This window comes from Variovorax sp. EBFNA2 (genome assembly GCF_033802765.1).
Lineage (GTDB): Bacteria > Pseudomonadota > Gammaproteobacteria > Burkholderiales > Burkholderiaceae_C > Variovorax > Variovorax paradoxus_H.
On record NZ_CP138497.1, the window covers coordinates 266,892 to 282,672 of the forward strand.

General features: G+C 65.2%; 17 protein-coding genes. 8 read left to right on the plus strand and 9 right to left on the minus strand.

What is annotated here, in order from left to right; translation table 11 throughout:
- Positions 1-93: 93 nt before the first annotated feature.
- Positions 94-432, minus strand: coding sequence for a type II toxin-antitoxin system RelE/ParE family toxin (locus RZE79_RS31565; protein ID WP_319362182.1), 339 nt, complete (start codon positions 430-432; stop codon positions 94-96).
- A gap of 2 nt (positions 433-434) precedes the next feature.
- On the minus strand, positions 435-752 hold the full coding sequence (locus RZE79_RS31570) for a type II toxin-antitoxin system ParD family antitoxin (RefSeq protein ID WP_319362183.1): 318 nt from the start codon (positions 750-752) through the stop codon (positions 435-437).
- A gap of 325 nt (positions 753-1,077) precedes the next feature.
- Here RZE79_RS31570 and RZE79_RS31575 point away from each other — a divergent pair, with 325 nt between their 5' ends.
- Together RZE79_RS31575 and RZE79_RS31580 are read left to right on the plus strand one after the other, a co-directional pair.
- Positions 1,078-1,602, plus strand: a complete 525-nt coding sequence (locus tag RZE79_RS31575; protein WP_319362184.1) for a HipA domain-containing protein — start codon at positions 1,078-1,080, stop codon at positions 1,600-1,602.
- A 27-nt stretch (positions 1,603-1,629) separates the two neighbouring features.
- On the plus strand, positions 1,630-1,830 hold the full coding sequence (locus tag RZE79_RS31580) for a hypothetical protein (RefSeq protein WP_319362185.1): 201 nt from the start codon (positions 1,630-1,632) through the stop codon (positions 1,828-1,830).
- 126 nt (positions 1,831-1,956) lie between these two features.
- Here RZE79_RS31580 and RZE79_RS31585 read toward each other — a convergent pair whose 3' ends face one another.
- From RZE79_RS31585 to RZE79_RS31605, 5 genes are all read right to left on the minus strand, one after another.
- The gene (locus RZE79_RS31585) at positions 1,957-2,868 is read right to left on the minus strand and encodes a LysR family transcriptional regulator (RefSeq protein WP_319362186.1); all 912 of its coding nucleotides are present in this window, start codon (positions 2,866-2,868) and stop codon (positions 1,957-1,959) included.
- Between the two features lie 62 nt (positions 2,869-2,930).
- On the minus strand, positions 2,931-4,391 hold the full coding sequence (locus RZE79_RS31590; RefSeq protein WP_319362187.1) for a TolC family protein: 1,461 nt from the start codon (positions 4,389-4,391) through the stop codon (positions 2,931-2,933).
- Positions 4,388-5,371 (minus strand): HlyD family secretion protein, encoded by a 984-nt coding sequence (locus RZE79_RS31595; RefSeq protein WP_319362188.1) that lies wholly within the window; start codon positions 5,369-5,371, stop codon positions 4,388-4,390. Before RZE79_RS31595 ends, RZE79_RS31590 begins: the two co-directional genes overlap by 4 nt.
- Positions 5,372-5,391: 20 nt before the next feature.
- Positions 5,392-5,604, minus strand: coding sequence for a DUF1656 domain-containing protein (locus tag RZE79_RS31600; RefSeq protein ID WP_319362189.1), 213 nt, complete (start codon positions 5,602-5,604; stop codon positions 5,392-5,394).
- Positions 5,601-7,628: an FUSC family protein gene (locus RZE79_RS31605; RefSeq protein WP_319362372.1), complete on the minus strand. Its 2,028-nt coding sequence runs from the start codon at positions 7,626-7,628 to the stop codon at positions 5,601-5,603. Before RZE79_RS31605 ends, RZE79_RS31600 begins: the two co-directional genes overlap by 4 nt.
- 635 nt (positions 7,629-8,263) lie before the next feature.
- Here RZE79_RS31605 and RZE79_RS31610 point away from each other — a divergent pair.
- Entirely contained in the window at positions 8,264-9,058 is a 795-nt protein-coding gene (locus RZE79_RS31610; protein WP_319362190.1) for a helix-turn-helix transcriptional regulator, read from the plus strand.
- 56 nt (positions 9,059-9,114) lie between these two features.
- On the opposite strand, the gene RZE79_RS31615 is transcribed toward RZE79_RS31610, so the two are convergent.
- Positions 9,115-9,894 carry an SDR family oxidoreductase gene (locus RZE79_RS31615; protein WP_319362191.1) on the minus strand — a complete coding sequence of 260 codons (780 nt, stop codon included), beginning with the start codon at positions 9,892-9,894 and terminating at the stop codon, positions 9,115-9,117.
- A 222-nt stretch (positions 9,895-10,116) separates the two neighbouring features.
- A complete protein-coding gene (locus RZE79_RS31620) occupies positions 10,117-11,262 on the minus strand; it encodes a PrpF domain-containing protein (protein ID WP_319362192.1) in 1,146 nt (381 codons plus the stop codon).
- 187 nt (positions 11,263-11,449) lie between these two features.
- On the opposite strand from RZE79_RS31620, the gene RZE79_RS31625 reads away from it, so the two are divergent.
- From RZE79_RS31625 to RZE79_RS31645, 5 genes are read left to right on the plus strand one after another with little or no spacing between them, the layout of a single operon-like run.
- Positions 11,450-11,809, plus strand: coding sequence for an OB-fold domain-containing protein (locus tag RZE79_RS31625; protein ID WP_319362193.1), 360 nt, complete (start codon positions 11,450-11,452; stop codon positions 11,807-11,809).
- A gap of 1 nt (position 11,810) precedes the next feature.
- Positions 11,811-12,947, plus strand: a complete 1,137-nt coding sequence (locus tag RZE79_RS31630; protein WP_319362194.1) for a thiolase family protein — start codon at positions 11,811-11,813, stop codon at positions 12,945-12,947.
- Positions 12,948-12,957: 10 nt separating this feature from the next.
- Positions 12,958-13,737, plus strand: a complete 780-nt coding sequence (locus RZE79_RS31635) for an SDR family NAD(P)-dependent oxidoreductase (protein ID WP_319362195.1) — start codon at positions 12,958-12,960, stop codon at positions 13,735-13,737.
- A gap of 48 nt (positions 13,738-13,785) precedes the next feature.
- Complete coding sequence (locus tag RZE79_RS31640; protein WP_319362196.1) at positions 13,786-14,976, plus strand: CoA transferase; 1,191 nt, start codon at positions 13,786-13,788, stop codon at positions 14,974-14,976.
- Between the two features lie 9 nt (positions 14,977-14,985).
- Positions 14,986-15,762 carry an enoyl-CoA hydratase/isomerase family protein gene (locus RZE79_RS31645; RefSeq protein WP_319362197.1) on the plus strand — a complete coding sequence of 259 codons (777 nt, stop codon included), beginning with the start codon at positions 14,986-14,988 and terminating at the stop codon, positions 15,760-15,762.
- Positions 15,763-15,781 lie beyond the last annotated feature (19 nt).

A 15,781-nucleotide genomic window follows, 5' to 3' on the forward strand; every position in this document is an offset into this window, starting at 1 on the left:
CCTGCCGGGCGCTGCGCCTTGCACGCTCATGCGCGGATTGCCGATGGCCGGCATGGGCGCCGGCGGTGCTCGCCTGAGGCGGGATGGTTCGGTTCAGGGCGAACCGAGCTGATCGATCAGCGCGGCGACGTAGTTGGTGCGTGTGTGCGGCACATCCACCACATCCACGGCATCGGGGTGGCGGAAATAGACGATCATGTAGGGGTACCTGGGCAGTTTCCATGAGCGCAAGCCGGGCATTCCCAGTTCGGCCTCGAGACGCGGCGAGCCCGCGTCGGGATTTCGCTTGATGAGCTCGTAAGCCCTCTGCAGTTCGTCCACAAAGCCCCTGGCGGCAGTCGGTGCCTGCATGGTGACCGCGTAGTACTGGATCGCGGCGGTGATCTGCGTACGGGCACGAGGGCGGACAAGGAATCGCTTGACGCCCTTCACGCTCAGGTCGCTTTCTTCCTCACGGCCTTTGCGGGTGCCGCCCTGGCCTTGCGCTGAGCGGAAACCTCCGGCGTGCGCGTGCCCGCTGCCTCGGCGTGGGCGATCTCGGCCCGCAATTCATCGAAGTGTGCCGACGTCCACTCGACGGCAGGCCCCGATTCGAGGCCTGCAAAGATGGCCGCTCGAAACTGCTCCCGCGCCAGGTCCCGCCGGATGAGGTCACGCATGTATTCGCTGGCGTTGCCGTAGCGGCGATCTGCGACCTGCGCATCCACAAAGGCCTTCATCTCGTCCGGGAGGGAAATGTTCATCGTGGTCATAGAGGAGACTCTAACGCGAGATGGCAAACTTTGCCATAGTCCGGACTATTCAGGCAGCGGCGGCTGATTCACCTCGCTGTCCCTGAGCACCGATGCGCAGTCCGGGCGGTTGCTGCCGAAGCGCCTCGGGTCCCGCGTGGCCGACAGCATGCAGCAAGCGGTTGATCTCGCGCGCAGCGCAAGCCTGCGCAGTCACCGTCCAGCGCCTCGCCGGTGAGGGGGCAGATTTTTTCAGGCGTGGCGGCCCGCCTCGCGTTGCTCCGTGCCGGTCCGCAGAGCGGGCAGGGCGCCGGAAAGCACAGAGGAGGTCTGTGGATGGGCTGGCTTGCTGCGGCCTGGAGCAGGGCACACCGTTCTCGCCGTCAAGGTCTGCGCGCCGCGGGCGCGCTGGCGGCCTGCGGCCGTCTTCGAACCTTGTCCGGCCAAATTCCCGGGACACAAGGACCAGTACGACTGGGGAAGCTGGGAGTACCTGATCTACCTCCTGGCTGGCGATGCCGGGATCGGAATGCCCCCGGCCAAGCGAGTCCTCCTGAGCGACCGGTACCACACCTACTGCGTGAGTCAATTCGATCGCCAGGCTGGCGCAGCAGGCGCCGCGCAGGGACGCCGGATGTATGCATCGGCCATGACGCTGCTCGAGCGACGCGATGGCCAGGAAGGGGGGAGCTACCTGCATCTCATCGAGGCCCTTGAATCTTGCGGCGGTGTGGGGTTGACCGATGACATGCACCAGCTTTTCTTACGCGCCGTCTTCAATCTGTTGGTGGGAACAGGGACGACCACCTGCGCAACCACGGATTCATCCTGCAGCCGACAGGCTGGCGACTTTCCCCGCTTTCGACCTTAATCCCAATCCCGCGAAAGCGAGCATTCATTGACATGGGATGGCAAGTCTGCGGCGCCGGTACTGCAGACCTTGATGGACACGGCGGGGCACTACCGTCTCGACGCAGCCGTCGCACAGGTCATCGTCGACGAGATCTCTGCAGTCGTGGCCACGTGGAAGGATCTGGCCGCAAAGCTCGACCTCCTTGGTGGTGAAGTACAGATGATGGCCAACGTGTTTGCCGTCTGATGCTTTTGAAAGCTTCGGGCAACTGCATTCTGCATCCCGATCGCGGTGGTTCATCACCGATGCGCAATTCGAACCAGTCTCTCAAACTCAATCCGGATGAACACCGGCTACAACCTATTGGAAGCTTCACATCCAGGCCGGATGGTCGGGCGCGCCGCCTCCCATACGGGCTTCAAGCAATGTCAGTAGTGCCCGCAGGGCTGCGCTGTTGTGCCGGCGCTGCGTGTACGCTGCGTAGAGCCAGATGTCACGAGGCATGAATTCCTTGAGGACTGGCACGAGGCAGCCACGTTCTGTGTACGACTGAGCCAGCAAGGCTGGCACACACACCGCGCCAATGCCGGCCAGTGCCGCGGCAATCAGCGTACTGGAGTCGTTTGCATCCATCCGTCCGTAGATGGGGAGGTTGTATGGCTCGCCATCGACTTCGAACGGTATGTGCGGGGCCCCCGTTGTCAGTGAGTAGGTGAGCACGTCGTGCCATCGCATGTCGTCGGGCATTTGAGGGATGCCGCGCCTGGCCCAATAACTGGGTGTGGCGCAGAGGGTGAGCTCCACGCGTTGGAGGCGACGCACGATCAGGTTCTCGTCGCCGATGCGACCGAACCTCAGAGCCACGTCCACCCCTTCCTCCACGAGATCGATGACGCGATTGCCGATCTGCAGGTCGATGTGGACATCGGGGTAGAGCGTGAGGAATTCGCTCAGCAAGCTTGGGAAGTCGGTTTGCACAAGCCCGTGAAGCCCCGCCACGCGCAAACGACCGCTTGGGCGGGAGCCATGCGCCTGCAACTCGCTGTGTGTCGACTCGACCATTTCCATCAGCGGCGCGCTGCGAAGCTGGAGCAGCCTTCCCGCATCGGTCAATGTCACCGACCGCGTGGAGCGGTTCATGAGCCGTACGTTGAAACGCGCCTCAAGTGTCGCGACATGCTTGCTTGCGCTGGCCTTGGAGATTCCCAGCTTGCCCGCTGCGCGCGAGAAGCTGCCGACGTTGGCAACCTCCAGAAAGGTCTTCAGAAGATTCAGCCCATCCATGTTCGCCCTTACCCACAGGAATTTCCGCCTGTCCCATATATCGAGAGACGCTCAGGTGTGCGCTAGTGCACGGCATTCACGAGGAGCTCATCGCCCTCCCAGCCACCTCCCAGCGCCATGAATACAGCGACTTGATCCTCTGCCAACAAGGCCGCGGAGGTTGCCAGAGCGGCTTCGCTGGCTGCCAGGGTGCGCTGTGCATCCAATGCTTCAAGCTGACCGGTCTTGCCGTTGACATAGAGCTTGTGCGCCTGCCGGCCGACGATGGCACTTTGATCTCGCGCGGCCGAGAGCGCCGCGTGACGTTCGAGTTCGCGGGCGTAGATATCGAGTGCCGTTTCCACCTCGCGCAGCGCCGTGAGGACCGTCCCGTCGAAGCGGGCGGCGGCGACCCGGGTGGCCGCCTCGGCCTGCGCGATGCGAGCGCGGGCAACCCCGGTGTTGGGTAGCGTCCAGTTGATCAACGGACCCAGGCTGTAGCTGAGCGTCTCCCGGTTTCCAAATCTTGCCAGGAAGCCCGCCGAGCTGGCAGACAGGCCCAGTGACACCTTGGGGTAGAGGTCGGCTGTTGCGACGCCGATGCGTGCCGTGGCGACGGCCAGGCTGCGTTCGGCCTGGCGAACGTCGGGCCGCCGGCGCAAAAGGGCCGTGCCGTCTCCGACCGGAAGCAATCCCGCCAAGCGCGGCGGCTGCTCGCACGTGGCCACTGCTGCGGGGAAGTCGCGAGGTGCAGCGCCGGTCAGGGTGGCCAGCCGGTACAACGCACCCTGACGCTGGGCGCGAAGCGGCGGCAATGCCGCGCGCAGTTGTTCCAACTGGCCTTGCGCACGTGCAATGTCGGTTTCCCCCACCTTGCCCGCTCGCTGCAGCCGCTCGGAGACGCGTATCGCCTCTTCCTGCAGACGAACCGACGCCTGTGCTGCGCGCAAGCGATAGCCACTTGAACATGCCTGTGCGTAGGCATGCGCCACGCCGCCAGCCACGTTCACACGCACAAGGTCCAACGCCGCCTGCGTGGCGGCGATGCCGGCCTCGGCCGCTTCGATGGCGCGGCGCAGCTGACCAAACAGGTCCAGTTGATACGACAAGGAAACCCCCGCGCTGTATGTGCCGCGGCTGGGAGGTTCGTGGTCGCGCTGCAAGAGGCTCAAGCCCGACACGTGCCCGAAGCCGGGGCCACCGCTGGCTGCCACCGTCGGCTTGTCTTGTCCACGCACCTCTGCCGCGAGCGCCCGGTCGCGCTCCAGGTTGGCCACGGCCTGCCGCAGGTCGGTGTTGTGTTCCAGCGCCTGTGTGACCAACGCGTCCAGTTGCCGGTCGTCGTAGAGCCTCCACCATTGCGGCGGCAGCGTCGTGTCCGCCGCATCACCGCCGGCAGATCGGAAGGTGCCCGCGGAGGCCGATTGCGCGAAAGTCAGGGGGGCAGGGCTCACGTAGTCTGGGCCCACGGGCGCGTGGGCACAACCGGCGAGCAGCGCGCTTGCGGCCGCGGCGGCAGCCAGGAGTCGAGACACGGCAGTCATCCCCGGTTCTCCGAAGTGCGGGGCGTGACAGCCGTGGTCGGAGCGATCTCGAGAATTTCAACGGTGACCGTCTGGCCTGCGACCAGACGGGTGCCAGACGACGTCTGGTCGAGCTTCACGCGCACGGGCACGCGCTGCGCGAGCCGCACCCAGCTGAAGGTGGGATTGACGCTGGGAAGCAGGTTGGCGCTGGTGCTGCGGTCACGGTCGGCGATCCCGGCGGCGATGCTCTCGACGGTGCCCGCAAGTGCCGGGCCCCCCATGGGCGTGACCCGCACGCGATCGCCCTGATGGATCCGAGCCAGCTTGTTTTCCTCGAAATAGCCTTCGACATAGATGGAGCCCGCGTCAACCAGCGCCATCACGGGGTGGCCGGCGCTCGCATAGGCGCCCTGGCGCAGGTCGAGGTTGGTCACGAGCCCCGCGGCGGGTGCGCGCACCTGGGCGCGCTCCAGGTTCAACGTTGAGGTATTCAACGCGACCAGCGCCTGCCGCAACGCCGCTTCGGCAGCTTGAAGTGCCCCTTTGGCCTGGTCCATCTTCAGACGCGACTGCTCGCGAGCCTCCAGCGAGATCAGATCGCCCAGGTTGGAGTTGCGCTGGCTCTCGCGCTGCGCCTGTGCGAGCGTGATGCGCTGGTTGCTGATCGCGATGCGCTGCGTCTCGACGGCGGCCTGGGCCTGCTCTCGCGCCAGCTCGAAGCGGGCCTTGTCCACCGAGAACAGCAAGGCGCCAGCGGCAACGAACTGATTGTCGTGCACCGCCACATTCGCGACCATGCCGGACACGTCAGGCGCGACTTGCACGACATTGGCTCGCACGCGTCCGTTGCGTGTCCACGGGGCGAGTTCATAGTGATCCCATAGGCGCCATCCCGCCCAGGCGGCTGCAGCCACCATCAGCACGGTGACCAACAGACGAACGACGGGACGGGCAAGACGGGAAGTTGAGATGGGCAAGGGGAGGGCGTCAGGTTTCATGGGTTGAAGCGGTCCGGATATCAGGGCGAGGTGGCGGTTGCGCCGGTGAGACAAGCCAAGGCACTGAGCACCAGGGCGTACAGCGCAAGGTCAAACAGGGCGGGGTGCCAGATCCATCGGTAGGCACCGGCGATGGCCAGCAGACGGCGCATTGCCCAGGCACACGGCAGCGCGCCGGCTGCCAGCAGCAAAAGCCAGGGCAACTGCATGCCCCCAAAGTTGACTTCGATCATGGTTGGAGCGCGGCGGGCGCGGTCGGAAAGAGGTTGCGTCGAAGACCCACGAGTGCCGCGACGGCAGGCCGCTCGGTGTCCGCGACCAGGGCATCGAGCAACAGCCGATCGATATGCGGCAGCAGCGGCGCATGACGCGGTGGTGCTCCTGCCACCTGGGCGCGAAAGACGAGCGCCAATTCCCTGAAGAGGCGGCTGACGGGGTCTGCCGGAAGGCGCGCGCGATGCCGCTGCAGCGCGGCGATGTCTGCCCCCACGCGCAGTTCGCGCAGCGCGCGGTGTGCTGCGATCCGGACCGCTTCGGGACCGGCGGGAGCGATGCGCGGCGCCAACAGCGCGATTCGGTCGAGCATGCGCGAGGCAAAGGCGTCCCGGGCGGATGCGTCCTGCGGACGAGCGGCCAGATCGGCCAGATCGGCGAGGTCGTGCCATGTCGCGCGGCGTATGCGCCTGACCGTCCAGTCGCGCCCCACGCTGCGCATGAGCGCGGTGACGCGGGCCGCGATCACCGCACCCACGAACAAGGCCAGGTTGGAACCGATGAAGCTCACCCAATCGGCGGTGGCCGTGTCTTGAAGGGCGAGCGTTCCGGCGACGCCGAAGAACATGCCAAGGGCCGACAGGGAACTGGCCGGTCGTGCCATGTAGCACCCGACCACCAAGAACACAGGCGCGATGCACAGCACCAGCATGCCGAAGTCATGTGCCAGCGGCATGATCCCCAGGACATAAAAAGCCGACACAGGCAACGACCACAACAGCGCGGTGATGAACTTGTGCATGGCAGGCACGGGATCGTCCAGGGTGGCGAAGAAGCTGCAAAACACGGCAGCGCCCATGGCCATGGCGGATCCGAAGGGCCAGCCCGTCGCAATCCACAGCGCGCACGAGAGGCAGGTGCCCAACACCGCAGTGATCGCCGACCGCAGCGCAAGCCCTCTGTCCAGGTGGAGCACCCTGCGACCCAAAGCCGCGGTGCGCCGCAACGCCACCGGGTTCCCGGCGATGCCGGCGTCGATATCGCTGCGCAACGTGGTGCAGGCCTCCCAGTGCGCGACCAGGTCCTCCAGGCGGGTTGCCAGATCGATCCGCAACGCGCGGATCCAGGCTGAAGCGGCCGGACCGTCCGCGATGGCTCGAAAGGCGGTGCGCGCTTTCTCCACGCCCGCGTTCGTCGCGCTCGGCGCCAGCCAACCTGCATGCTGCGCGAAGGTCGAGCCGATGTCATCCGGCACACCGCCTGTGGCGGCGCACAGCGCTTGCAGGCAATCCTCCACGGCCGAAAGCTCCGGGGTGAGGGCGGCCAGACGGTCCTGCAGGGCGTCGATGGCGCCCCTGGCCCAGCGCAGATCGGTGTCAAAGGGCACATGCGTGGACAGCAGACGCAGTTGTGTGATGTCCAGGGCCAGCCGCTGGCGGTCCGCCGCCATTCGAGCGTCCTTGGCTTCGGTCGGCGGCTCGCGCAGCAGGTCGGTGAGCCATTGCCGCGCATCGCCAAGTGCGCGATCCATCACGCCGAGCAGGGATGGGCCCAGGCCGGCAGGAAGCGCGATGCTGTGGACCACGCTGGCACACAGGATGCCCAGCCCGATTTCAGTGACCCTTGCGACGGCCGTGTCGAACATCGCCGCGGGTGCTTCGACCAGAGGGAATCCGATCAAAGCGGCTGAGTAGCCGGCCAGCATGAAGACGTAAGAACGCGCGCTGCGGTCCAGCAGCGACACATAGAGGCACAGTCCCACCCACAACGCCAAGGCCAGCGACAGGAGCTCCGGGGACCCGGACAGCGAGGGAACGAGCACCACGGTCGCGGCGCACCCCAGCAAGGTGCCCAGGAATCGGTACAGAGCCTTGGAGCGCACATGGCTGGCCAGAGGGTGGGCCACGATGTAGGCGGTCATCATGGCCCAGAAGGGCCGGGGCAGTCCGAAGCGGCTCGACAAGTACAGCGCAAACATGGCGGCGACGAAGCTCTTGAGAGAAAAGAGCAACTCCTGCCGAGAGAAACGTGGCAGCGCGATCACGCGGCGCCCCGAGAAATCGCACGAGCGCGCATCCATGCGAAACGCGAGCGCAAGCGCAAACCGCCGACAGTGATGCTGGCAAAAGCGTGAAGCCATGGGTGAGCTGTGCCCGTCAGCTGTGCCAACTCCCGCGTCGGAATCGTTGGGCACAGCAGCGTGCCGAAGCATTGCGACATCGGTTCCGGAAGGGCAACGCCGGCGGTGTCCCATGACCGGCGAACCGCGCCCGTCAGCACCAGCCCGATGAGAAGAATGAGCAGTGGCCGGGCCGAAACCATCTCGTTCTTATTGCGAATCATTTTCATGCGACGATGCTATTGATCGGCGCACGCGCCGAGAATTGCAAAGTTGGACGAATGACTTCTCTTTTCGGTCATCGTGAAGAAGGCGTGCCCGGCAACGATGCGGAGCCTGCGTCAGCGCGGATGTCGTGACTCGGTGTAAGGCCTGAAGTGGGCCTTGCCCGCCAGCGCGTCCGAGCGACAGGCGCTGCAGCGCGGCGGCGATGCCTTCGGTGCAGCAGCAGGAGGAGCGATCCCTCTGCGTGCCTCGGCCGATCGAAACCGCTTCGGACGGAGCACCCGATCCAATGCACGAACAAGCCCGGTGGCGGGAGCAACACCCACTTTCTCAACATGCGAAGCGCAGAATTCGGTGAGCCAGGCCTGGACTACGAACCGTCAGTACCCGTGTTGGCACTGCGCGTCGATGTGGCGGCGCGCGAGCGAGAGATTCCTGTGCACGAGCACCGGTCCGGCCAGCTCGTGATCGCACTGCGCGGTGCGGTCTCCTGCGAGGTGCCTGGCGCGCTGTGGATGGTCCCACCCCAGGCGGGCGTGTGGATTCCCGGCGGCACGCCGCACAGCAACCGAGGAACGGCGAACGCGCAGATCTTCTACCTCTTCGTCGAACCTGGCGCGGCCCCATTGCCGGATCGTTGCTGCACTTTGCGCGTCAGCCCGATGCTCAGCGAGATGATTCAGTACCTCGCAGGATTGCCGCCCTTGTACGAAGCCGGCGGGTCGACCGATCGACTGGCGCAGGTGCTGCTCGACCAGCTGTGCGCGATGCCCACGGAGGAAATGTTCCTGCCGATGCCCGAGGACGCAAGGCTCAGAAAAATCTCAACGGCGATGATGCGCGATCCCTCCGATCGCAGGACCCAGACGAACTGGGCAAGCGAACTGGGCATGAGCGATCGAACGTTGAATCGACTGTGCACCTCGCTGACGGGCCTGAGTTTTGGCCGCTGGCGGCGCCAGCTGCAGATGATCGTGGCGCTTCGCGAGCTGTCCGGTGGCGCGACCGTCCAGCAAGTCGCCTATGACCTGGGCTATGAGTCGCCCTCTGCCTTCAACACGATGTTCAAGAAGGCTTTTGGAAAGCCGCCCGCCACCTACATCAACGACCGCTTTCGGGTCGATGGATGACACGCGAGTTCATGTCGGCGCGTCGCCGCACACCAGCGGCCATCCCATCGACACACTCACCTGTAGGCCCGGGCGTGGGTCACACCACCGTCCACCACCAGGGTAGCGCCCATCACGTAGTCACCAGCACGCGACGCCAGGAAGATCGCCGCGCCTGCGATGTCCTCTGAAGTGCCGATGCGTCTGGCGGGTATGTGTTCGGACAGTTGGTCGCCGCGGTCGCGCGCGTTGCGGTTCATCTCGGAGGGAAACGCGCCAGGTGCGATGGCGCTGACCGCGATGTTGTCTTGCGCCAGGCGCAGTGCCATGCGCCGCGTCAGGTGGATCAAGCCCGCCTTGCTGGCGACGTAGGAGTAGTTCTCCTGAGGGTTGAGCGCGATGCCATCCGTGGACGCGATGTTGATGATCTTCCCCACACGCTCCTTGGCCGCGGCGCGCAGCGGTTCGGACAGCGCCTTCGTCAGGAAGAAGGGTGTCTTCATGTTGAGATCGACCACCTTGTCCCAGCCGCTTTCGGGGAAAGCATCGAAGTCTTCTCCCCAGGCCGCGCCCGCGTTGTTGACCAGGATGTCCAAGGTGGTCTCATGCTGGGCGTAGGCAGCGGCCAGGGCCTGGCAGCCGTCGACGGTGGAGACGTCGTAGGGCAGCGAGACGCAGTGTCCGTGCGTCGACAGTTCCGAAGCCGCCAGATCGCATGCCGCGGCCTTGCGCGCGCTGATGTAGACGCGTGCGCCCTGCGCCAGAAATCCCTCGGCGATCATGCGGCCGATGCCCCGCGAGCCGCCCGTGACGAGTGCGGTGCGGCCTTGCAGAGAAAAAAGGTCGCGCGTCAGCATCGCGATGCCTCGGCCGTGGTGTTGTTGCGCATGTGAAATATCTCCTGTCTGATTTTTGGGCGCCAATGACGTACTGGCCTTGATGAAAACGACACGGGAGCTCTGGCAGAGCGCAGGCGGCCCATGCTCCCCGGCTGGCCCACCGGTGCGGCCCCAAGGTGCGTGACCACAGGCCCGCTGCGCCGCTGTGTGCAGCACTGCCGCATCGGCAGTCCGGCGGGATCAGTCCACTTCGAGAAGGGCTCGTCTCACGTAGGCGGTGCCATCCAACAGTCGCCGAGCGGTTCGGGTGAAGTGCACTTCTCGGACCGACCACTCGTCGTCGGTAGCGCGAGCCACGTTCGCAAAAATTCCGATCACGCCGCTCGGATGACCGATGCGGATGCGCGTGGGACCGGCATGACTGCCTCGCGCCTCAGCCGGGATCGTTCCTGCGATCTGTGCTGCCACGGAAAGGCAGACCGAGCCACCGCCCGGAAAGGCCTTGTGCATCGCGCCGCCATTGAGAACCATGCGCGCCACGAAGTCGATCTCCGATGACTTGACGATTCGATCGCCGCCGATGGTTCGGTAGTCCTGCGCTTCGCCGATCAGGATCTGGTAGGGCGTGAGGGTTCCTGACGCTGGCAGGTTGCAACGATCGGCGGCCCAGCGTCTGACCTCCTCGGCCATTTCGTAGATGTCGGAGTCGAGCTGACCGGGAAGCTCCGTGCCGGTGACGCCCAGATCCGCTGCGCGGATGAACACACATGCCGTGCCCACATCGACGATCGACACGGGTATCTCGCGACCGAGTTTGGAGACGTAGACCGAATCACGTGCCTGCCCGGTGGGCAGCAACCTGCCCGTGGTGGCCCCGCTGGTGCCGGAGTAGTCCAACGCGACCTCGGCGCCCTTGGCGGGCACCCCATCCACTTCGGTGTCGCCTTCCACGCGGGGCTCGCCGTGCGCACATTGCACCACCATGCGCAGAATCTTGCCGGTGTTGGTGTTGTGCACGCGCACCGTGGTGGCGGGCTCCTGCACGGGAATCAAGCGCTCCTGCAGCGCGTAGACGCCGGTGGCCGATGAGATGTTGCCGCAGACGATCTCGAAGCTCACACTGGGCTGATCGATGCCGATCTGCACAAAGGTGTAGTCGATGTCCGCGTCAGGCCGTGACGGGGGTCCGATGATTGCGCATTTGCTCGTGAGGATGTCGGCGCCTCCCAGCCCGTCGATCTGGCGCACATCGGGGCTGCCGAACAGCGCCAGCAGGAATCGCTGCAGCGCCTGCGGATCCGAGGGCACGTCGCGCTGTGCGAGAAAAACAGCCTTGCTTGTGCCGCCGCGCATCAAGGTGACCGGAACGCTGATTTGTTCTTTCATTCATTCAGTATGCGCGTGCGCATGGCGCGCGTCCTTGCAGTTCGGCTGCTCTGGCTTTAGAAGAACTACACGATTGAGACTCTTTAGGAAAGCTAAAGAATGCGCAGCACAAATCCAATGACGGGGTGGCCCTGGGTCACCAAACTTCCTGTTGCCGTGGCCATCGCCACCGGAACAGGAGACACCTTTGAAGATCATCAAGCGCACGGATTCCCACATCCGTGACACCCCCGGCGGCATGGTGCTTGTGGCCACGCAGGCAGGCGGTCAGCCCGCCCAGTTTCCGCCGATCGAGTTCGTTCAGCATGACCAGCCGATCGAGGAAATAGAGCTCGGCCCGACCGGGTCCCTCTACAGCTTCACCGTGGTCCATCCCGGCAAGGACAAGCCCGCCTACGCATTGGCGATGGTCGACTTCGAGCCGGGCGTTCGCGCCTTCGGTCGGCTCCTGTTCGATGGAAGCCCGCCTGCGATCGAAAGCCGCGTGCGCGTGGTGCCTTTCGCATTGCCGGACGGCACACCCGACTACGCCTTCCAGGAGCAATGAAATGAAGCAACCAATGATCACCGGCGTGGGAATCACCGACTTCGGCCGCTTTCCGGAGCTCACCGAAGAGGCCATGGTCCAGTCGGCCATTCTTGACGCCGTGGAAGATGCCGGCACGCGACTCTCGGACGTGCAGGCGTTCTACTGCGGCAACGCGCTCGGGGCCATGCTGCCGGGGCAGAGGGCACTGCGTGAACTGCATGCGCACGGGGGCGCCGTCTACAACGTGGACAACGCCTGCTCCAGCGGCGCGACAGCGCTGAACCTCGCATTGCAGGCGCTCAAGGTCGGGCAGTACGACACGGTCCTGGTGTTCGGGATGGACCATCTGAGCGGTCTGGGCGGCGGGCCGCTGCAGCTGAGCCAGCAAGACTGGAACAACAGGCGGGGCATGATCATGCCCGCTTTGTACGCCATGCGCGCGCGGCGCTACATGCATGAGCGCGGGCTCAAGCTCGAGACGCTTGCGGACATCTCCGTGAAGAACCGAAAGCACGGCGTTCTCAATCCCATCGCCAAGTTTGCAAAGCTGGCGACCCGCGAGGAGATCCTTGCGTCCCGCCCCGTGGCCGAGCCGCTCACGCTGCTGCAGTGCTGTCCCGCCGTGGTCGACGGTGCAGCGGCCCTCGTGCTCAGCACCAGACCTTCTCAAGGCATTGCAAAGCCGGTTCAGGTCCTGGCGTCCGTGGTGCAGTCCGGCTTGTTCGAAACCACGCCGGTCGACATGACGGAGGCCGAGATCACGGCGCGTGCCGCCAAGTTGGCTTATGAGCAGGCCGGTGTGGGACCACAGGATCTCAGTCTGCTGGAAGTGCACGACGCCTTCACCATCTCCGAATTGCTCTACTACGAAGCGCTGGGGCTTTGCGATCGCGGCGACGCGGCTGCGTTGCTGCACAGCGGTGCGACCGCGCTGGGCGGGCGGGTGCCTGTCAATCCGAGTGGCGGCCTTCTCGCCAAGGGACATCCGCCCGGCGCAACCGGCGTCGCACAGATCGTGGAGGTCTGCGAGCAGTTGCAAGGCCGCGCGGGAGCGCGGCAAGTGCAGGGGGCGCGCATCGGCCTCACGCAGGTGACTGGCGGCGGTATCTGGGGCGTGGATCACGCTGCCTGCGCCATCCACATTCTTTCGCTCTGATCGGGTCGACATGAACCAGACAAATCCAACCGCGCCTGCCTCGTTGCAAGGCCTCGTTGCCGTCGTCACCGGGGGGGCGAAGGGCATCGGCCTTGGCATCGCCCGCGAGCTTGCGCAGGCCGGCTGCCGCATCGCGCTGTGGGACTTCGACGACGAAGCCCTGCAAACGGCCCAGCGCAGCCTTGCGAGCGAGGGGGTCGACGTGAAGACCTTCAAGGTTGACGTGAGCTCCGTGGCGCAGGTGGAGTCGACGGTGGCTCAACTGCTGGCATCCCATGCCCGCATCGACATCCTGGTCAACAACGCCGGCATCGGTGGAGACAAGCTTGTTTCCAAGATGGACCTGGCGTTCTGGAGCCGCGTGATCGAGGTCAACCTCCATTCGCAATTCATTTGCTCCAAGGCGGTCTTAGCCCAGATGGCGGAAAACCGGTTCGGGCGCATCATCAACATCGGTTCGCGGGCCTGGCTGGGCAATCGCGGCCAGGCGGCCTATTCCGCTTCCAAAGGCGCCGTGGTGAGCCTGACCCGCTCGCTGGCGCTGGAATATGCGCGCAAGGGCATCACCGTGAATGCCATCGCCCCGGGCATCGTCGAGACGCCGCTGTTTGAAACGCTCACCGAAGAGGTCAGGCAGGGTCTTCACAAGACCGTGCCGATGGAGCGCATCGGCCAGCCGGAAGACATCGGTCGTGCCGTTCGATTCTTCGCGGAACCGGGCTCGAGCTACGTCACGGGGCAGCTGCTTTACGTTTGCGGTGGACGCAGTCTCAGCAGTCCGTCGGTGTAGTGAGCCGATGCGAATCCGAGAAGAACATCCAACGAGATCGAAGGTCGCATGCTCGCAAATGCATTGAGCGGATTGAAGGTGATCGACTTCACCCAGGTCATGGCGGGCCCCACGTGCACGCTGTGCATGGCCGACCTCGGGGCCGACGTCGTAAAGGTGGAAGCCCCCACAGGCGATCTGTCGCGTGCGCTGTCGCCCTGGGTTCATGGCGAGGGCGTTCCTTTCCTGGCGCTCAATCGCAACAAGCGCAGCATCGTGCTCGATCTGAAGCAGCCGACCCACCGGCAAGCGGCGCTGCAGCTGGTCGCGCAGGCGGACGTGCTGGTGGAGAGCTTCCGCCCGGGCGTGATGGAACGCCTGGGGCTTGATTACGCCACGGTGGCTGCGGCCAATCCGCGGCTGATCTATTGCTCTGTCTCCGCGTACGGTCAGCACGGTGCCGCGAGGGACCTGCCCGGGGTGGACGGCGTGCTGCAGGCCGTGAGCGGCCTCATGAGCGTCACCGGCGCGCCCGATGGACAGCCGTGCAAGGTGCCGGTGCCCGTTGTCGATCTTGTCACGGGGTCCTTCGCGACCATCTCGATCCTGGCTGCTCTCGCGGATCGCCAACGCACGGGGTTGGGCCAGCACGTGGAAGCGAGCATGTTCGCCAGCGCCATCGCGCTGCAGCATGTGAGTTTTGCGTCCTATTTCGCAGACGGCCATGTGCCCGGCCCGCAGGGAAATGCCGCGCCGTATTCGACGCCGAACGAGGCCTTGCGGTGCGCCGACGGATGGATCATGGTGGCGGCCTATCACCCCGCGCGATGGCAAGCCTTGTGTGCCGCCATCGGTGCGCCTGAGCTCGCATCCGATCCGCGTTTTGCTGATAACAAGAGTCGATTGCAGCACCGCGAGGCGCTGTTGCGCCTGCTCGAAGCACGCATGCTTGCGCATCCCCGTGCCGTCTGGCTCGAGCGGTTCGCGGCCGTGGACATCATCTGCGGGCCGATCAACAACTATGCCGAGGTCGCGCAATCCGCGCCCTTCGTCGAAGCGGCGCTCACAGAGACCTTGCAGCATCCGGTCGCAGGTGCGTTGACCATGCCACGCAGCGTCATCGGTGCGGTTGGCGAGCGGCCTCAGGCGCGACGGGCCGCTCCCACACTCGGACAGCACACGCGCGAGGTGCTGGTCGAACTGGGCATGCCGCCAGCAAACATCGAGGCGGTCATCGCCGCCGACTCTTCTTCGAACTGAGACACACCCATGCCCATCGTCAAGACAGTCCAGGATGGCGTCGCCATCGTCACCCTGAACCGGCCCGAAGCCATGAATTCCATCGACCCGGAATCCAACGAGCAGTTGCTCGCGATCTGGGACGATGTCTCCAGCGATGAGAGCATCCGCGTCCTCGTGCTGACCGGCGCGGGCGAGCGTGCGTTCTGCACAGGTGCAGACCTCAAGAAGACGATGCCGCCCGCCGACAGCGCAGCCCGACAGGTCTTTCGCCCCGGTACGCGGCATTCCAATTTCGGCACGCTGCAGACCGACAAGCCTGTCATCGCCGCGATCAATGGCTATGCCCTGGGCGGCGGACTGGAACTGGCCTTGCTTGCGGACATCCGCATCTGTTCCGACAACGCGCAGTTCGGCTTGCCGGAGGTGCGCGTCGGCAGCATCCCAGGCGCCGGGGGCACGCAACGCCTGATTCGCGCGGTGGGCCAGTCGGACGCGATGTGGATGCTGCTGACGGGCGAGCGCATCGATGCCACCGAAGCGTTGCGGATCGGATTGGTCAGCAAGGTCGTTCCCCTTTCCGTGCTGCAGGAAACGGCGGTCAACCTGGCACGCGCAATGGCCGCCAATGCGCCATTGGCGATGACCGCAGCCAAGCGTCTGGCCATGACCGGACGGGAGCTGCCGCTTGCGGGCGGACTCGAACTGGAGCGCCAGGCCTTTGGCGTGCTCAGGGACAGCGAGGACCGACTGGAGGGGCGCCGCGCGTTCGCCGACAAGCGCGCTCCGGTCTTTCGCGGGCGCTGACTGTGCTTCGCACACAGGC

Coding starts and splice junctions, on each gene's coding strand:
- RZE79_RS31585 (WP_319362186.1), bottom strand. CDS start 2,868: ATGGATGGGCTGAATCTTCTGAAGACCTTTCTGGAGGTTGCCAACGTC.
- RZE79_RS31635 (WP_319362195.1), top strand. CDS start 12,958: ATGAACCAGACAAATCCAACCGCGCCTGCCTCGTTGCAAGGCCTCGTT.
- RZE79_RS31610 (WP_319362190.1), top strand. CDS start 8,264: ATGCGAAGCGCAGAATTCGGTGAGCCAGGCCTGGACTACGAACCGTCA.
- RZE79_RS31570 (WP_319362183.1), bottom strand. CDS start 752: ATGACCACGATGAACATTTCCCTCCCGGACGAGATGAAGGCCTTTGTG.
- RZE79_RS31590 (WP_319362187.1), bottom strand. CDS start 4,391: ATGACTGCCGTGTCTCGACTCCTGGCTGCCGCCGCGGCCGCAAGCGCG.
- RZE79_RS31645 (WP_319362197.1), top strand. CDS start 14,986: ATGCCCATCGTCAAGACAGTCCAGGATGGCGTCGCCATCGTCACCCTG.
- RZE79_RS31615 (WP_319362191.1), bottom strand. CDS start 9,894: ATGCTGACGCGCGACCTTTTTTCTCTGCAAGGCCGCACCGCACTCGTC.
- RZE79_RS31600 (WP_319362189.1), bottom strand. CDS start 5,604: ATGATCGAAGTCAACTTTGGGGGCATGCAGTTGCCCTGGCTTTTGCTG.
- RZE79_RS31620 (WP_319362192.1), bottom strand. CDS start 11,262: ATGAAAGAACAAATCAGCGTTCCGGTCACCTTGATGCGCGGCGGCACA.
- RZE79_RS31630 (WP_319362194.1), top strand. CDS start 11,811: ATGAAGCAACCAATGATCACCGGCGTGGGAATCACCGACTTCGGCCGC.
- RZE79_RS31640 (WP_319362196.1), top strand. CDS start 13,786: ATGCTCGCAAATGCATTGAGCGGATTGAAGGTGATCGACTTCACCCAG.
- RZE79_RS31595 (WP_319362188.1), bottom strand. CDS start 5,371: ATGAAACCTGACGCCCTCCCCTTGCCCATCTCAACTTCCCGTCTTGCC.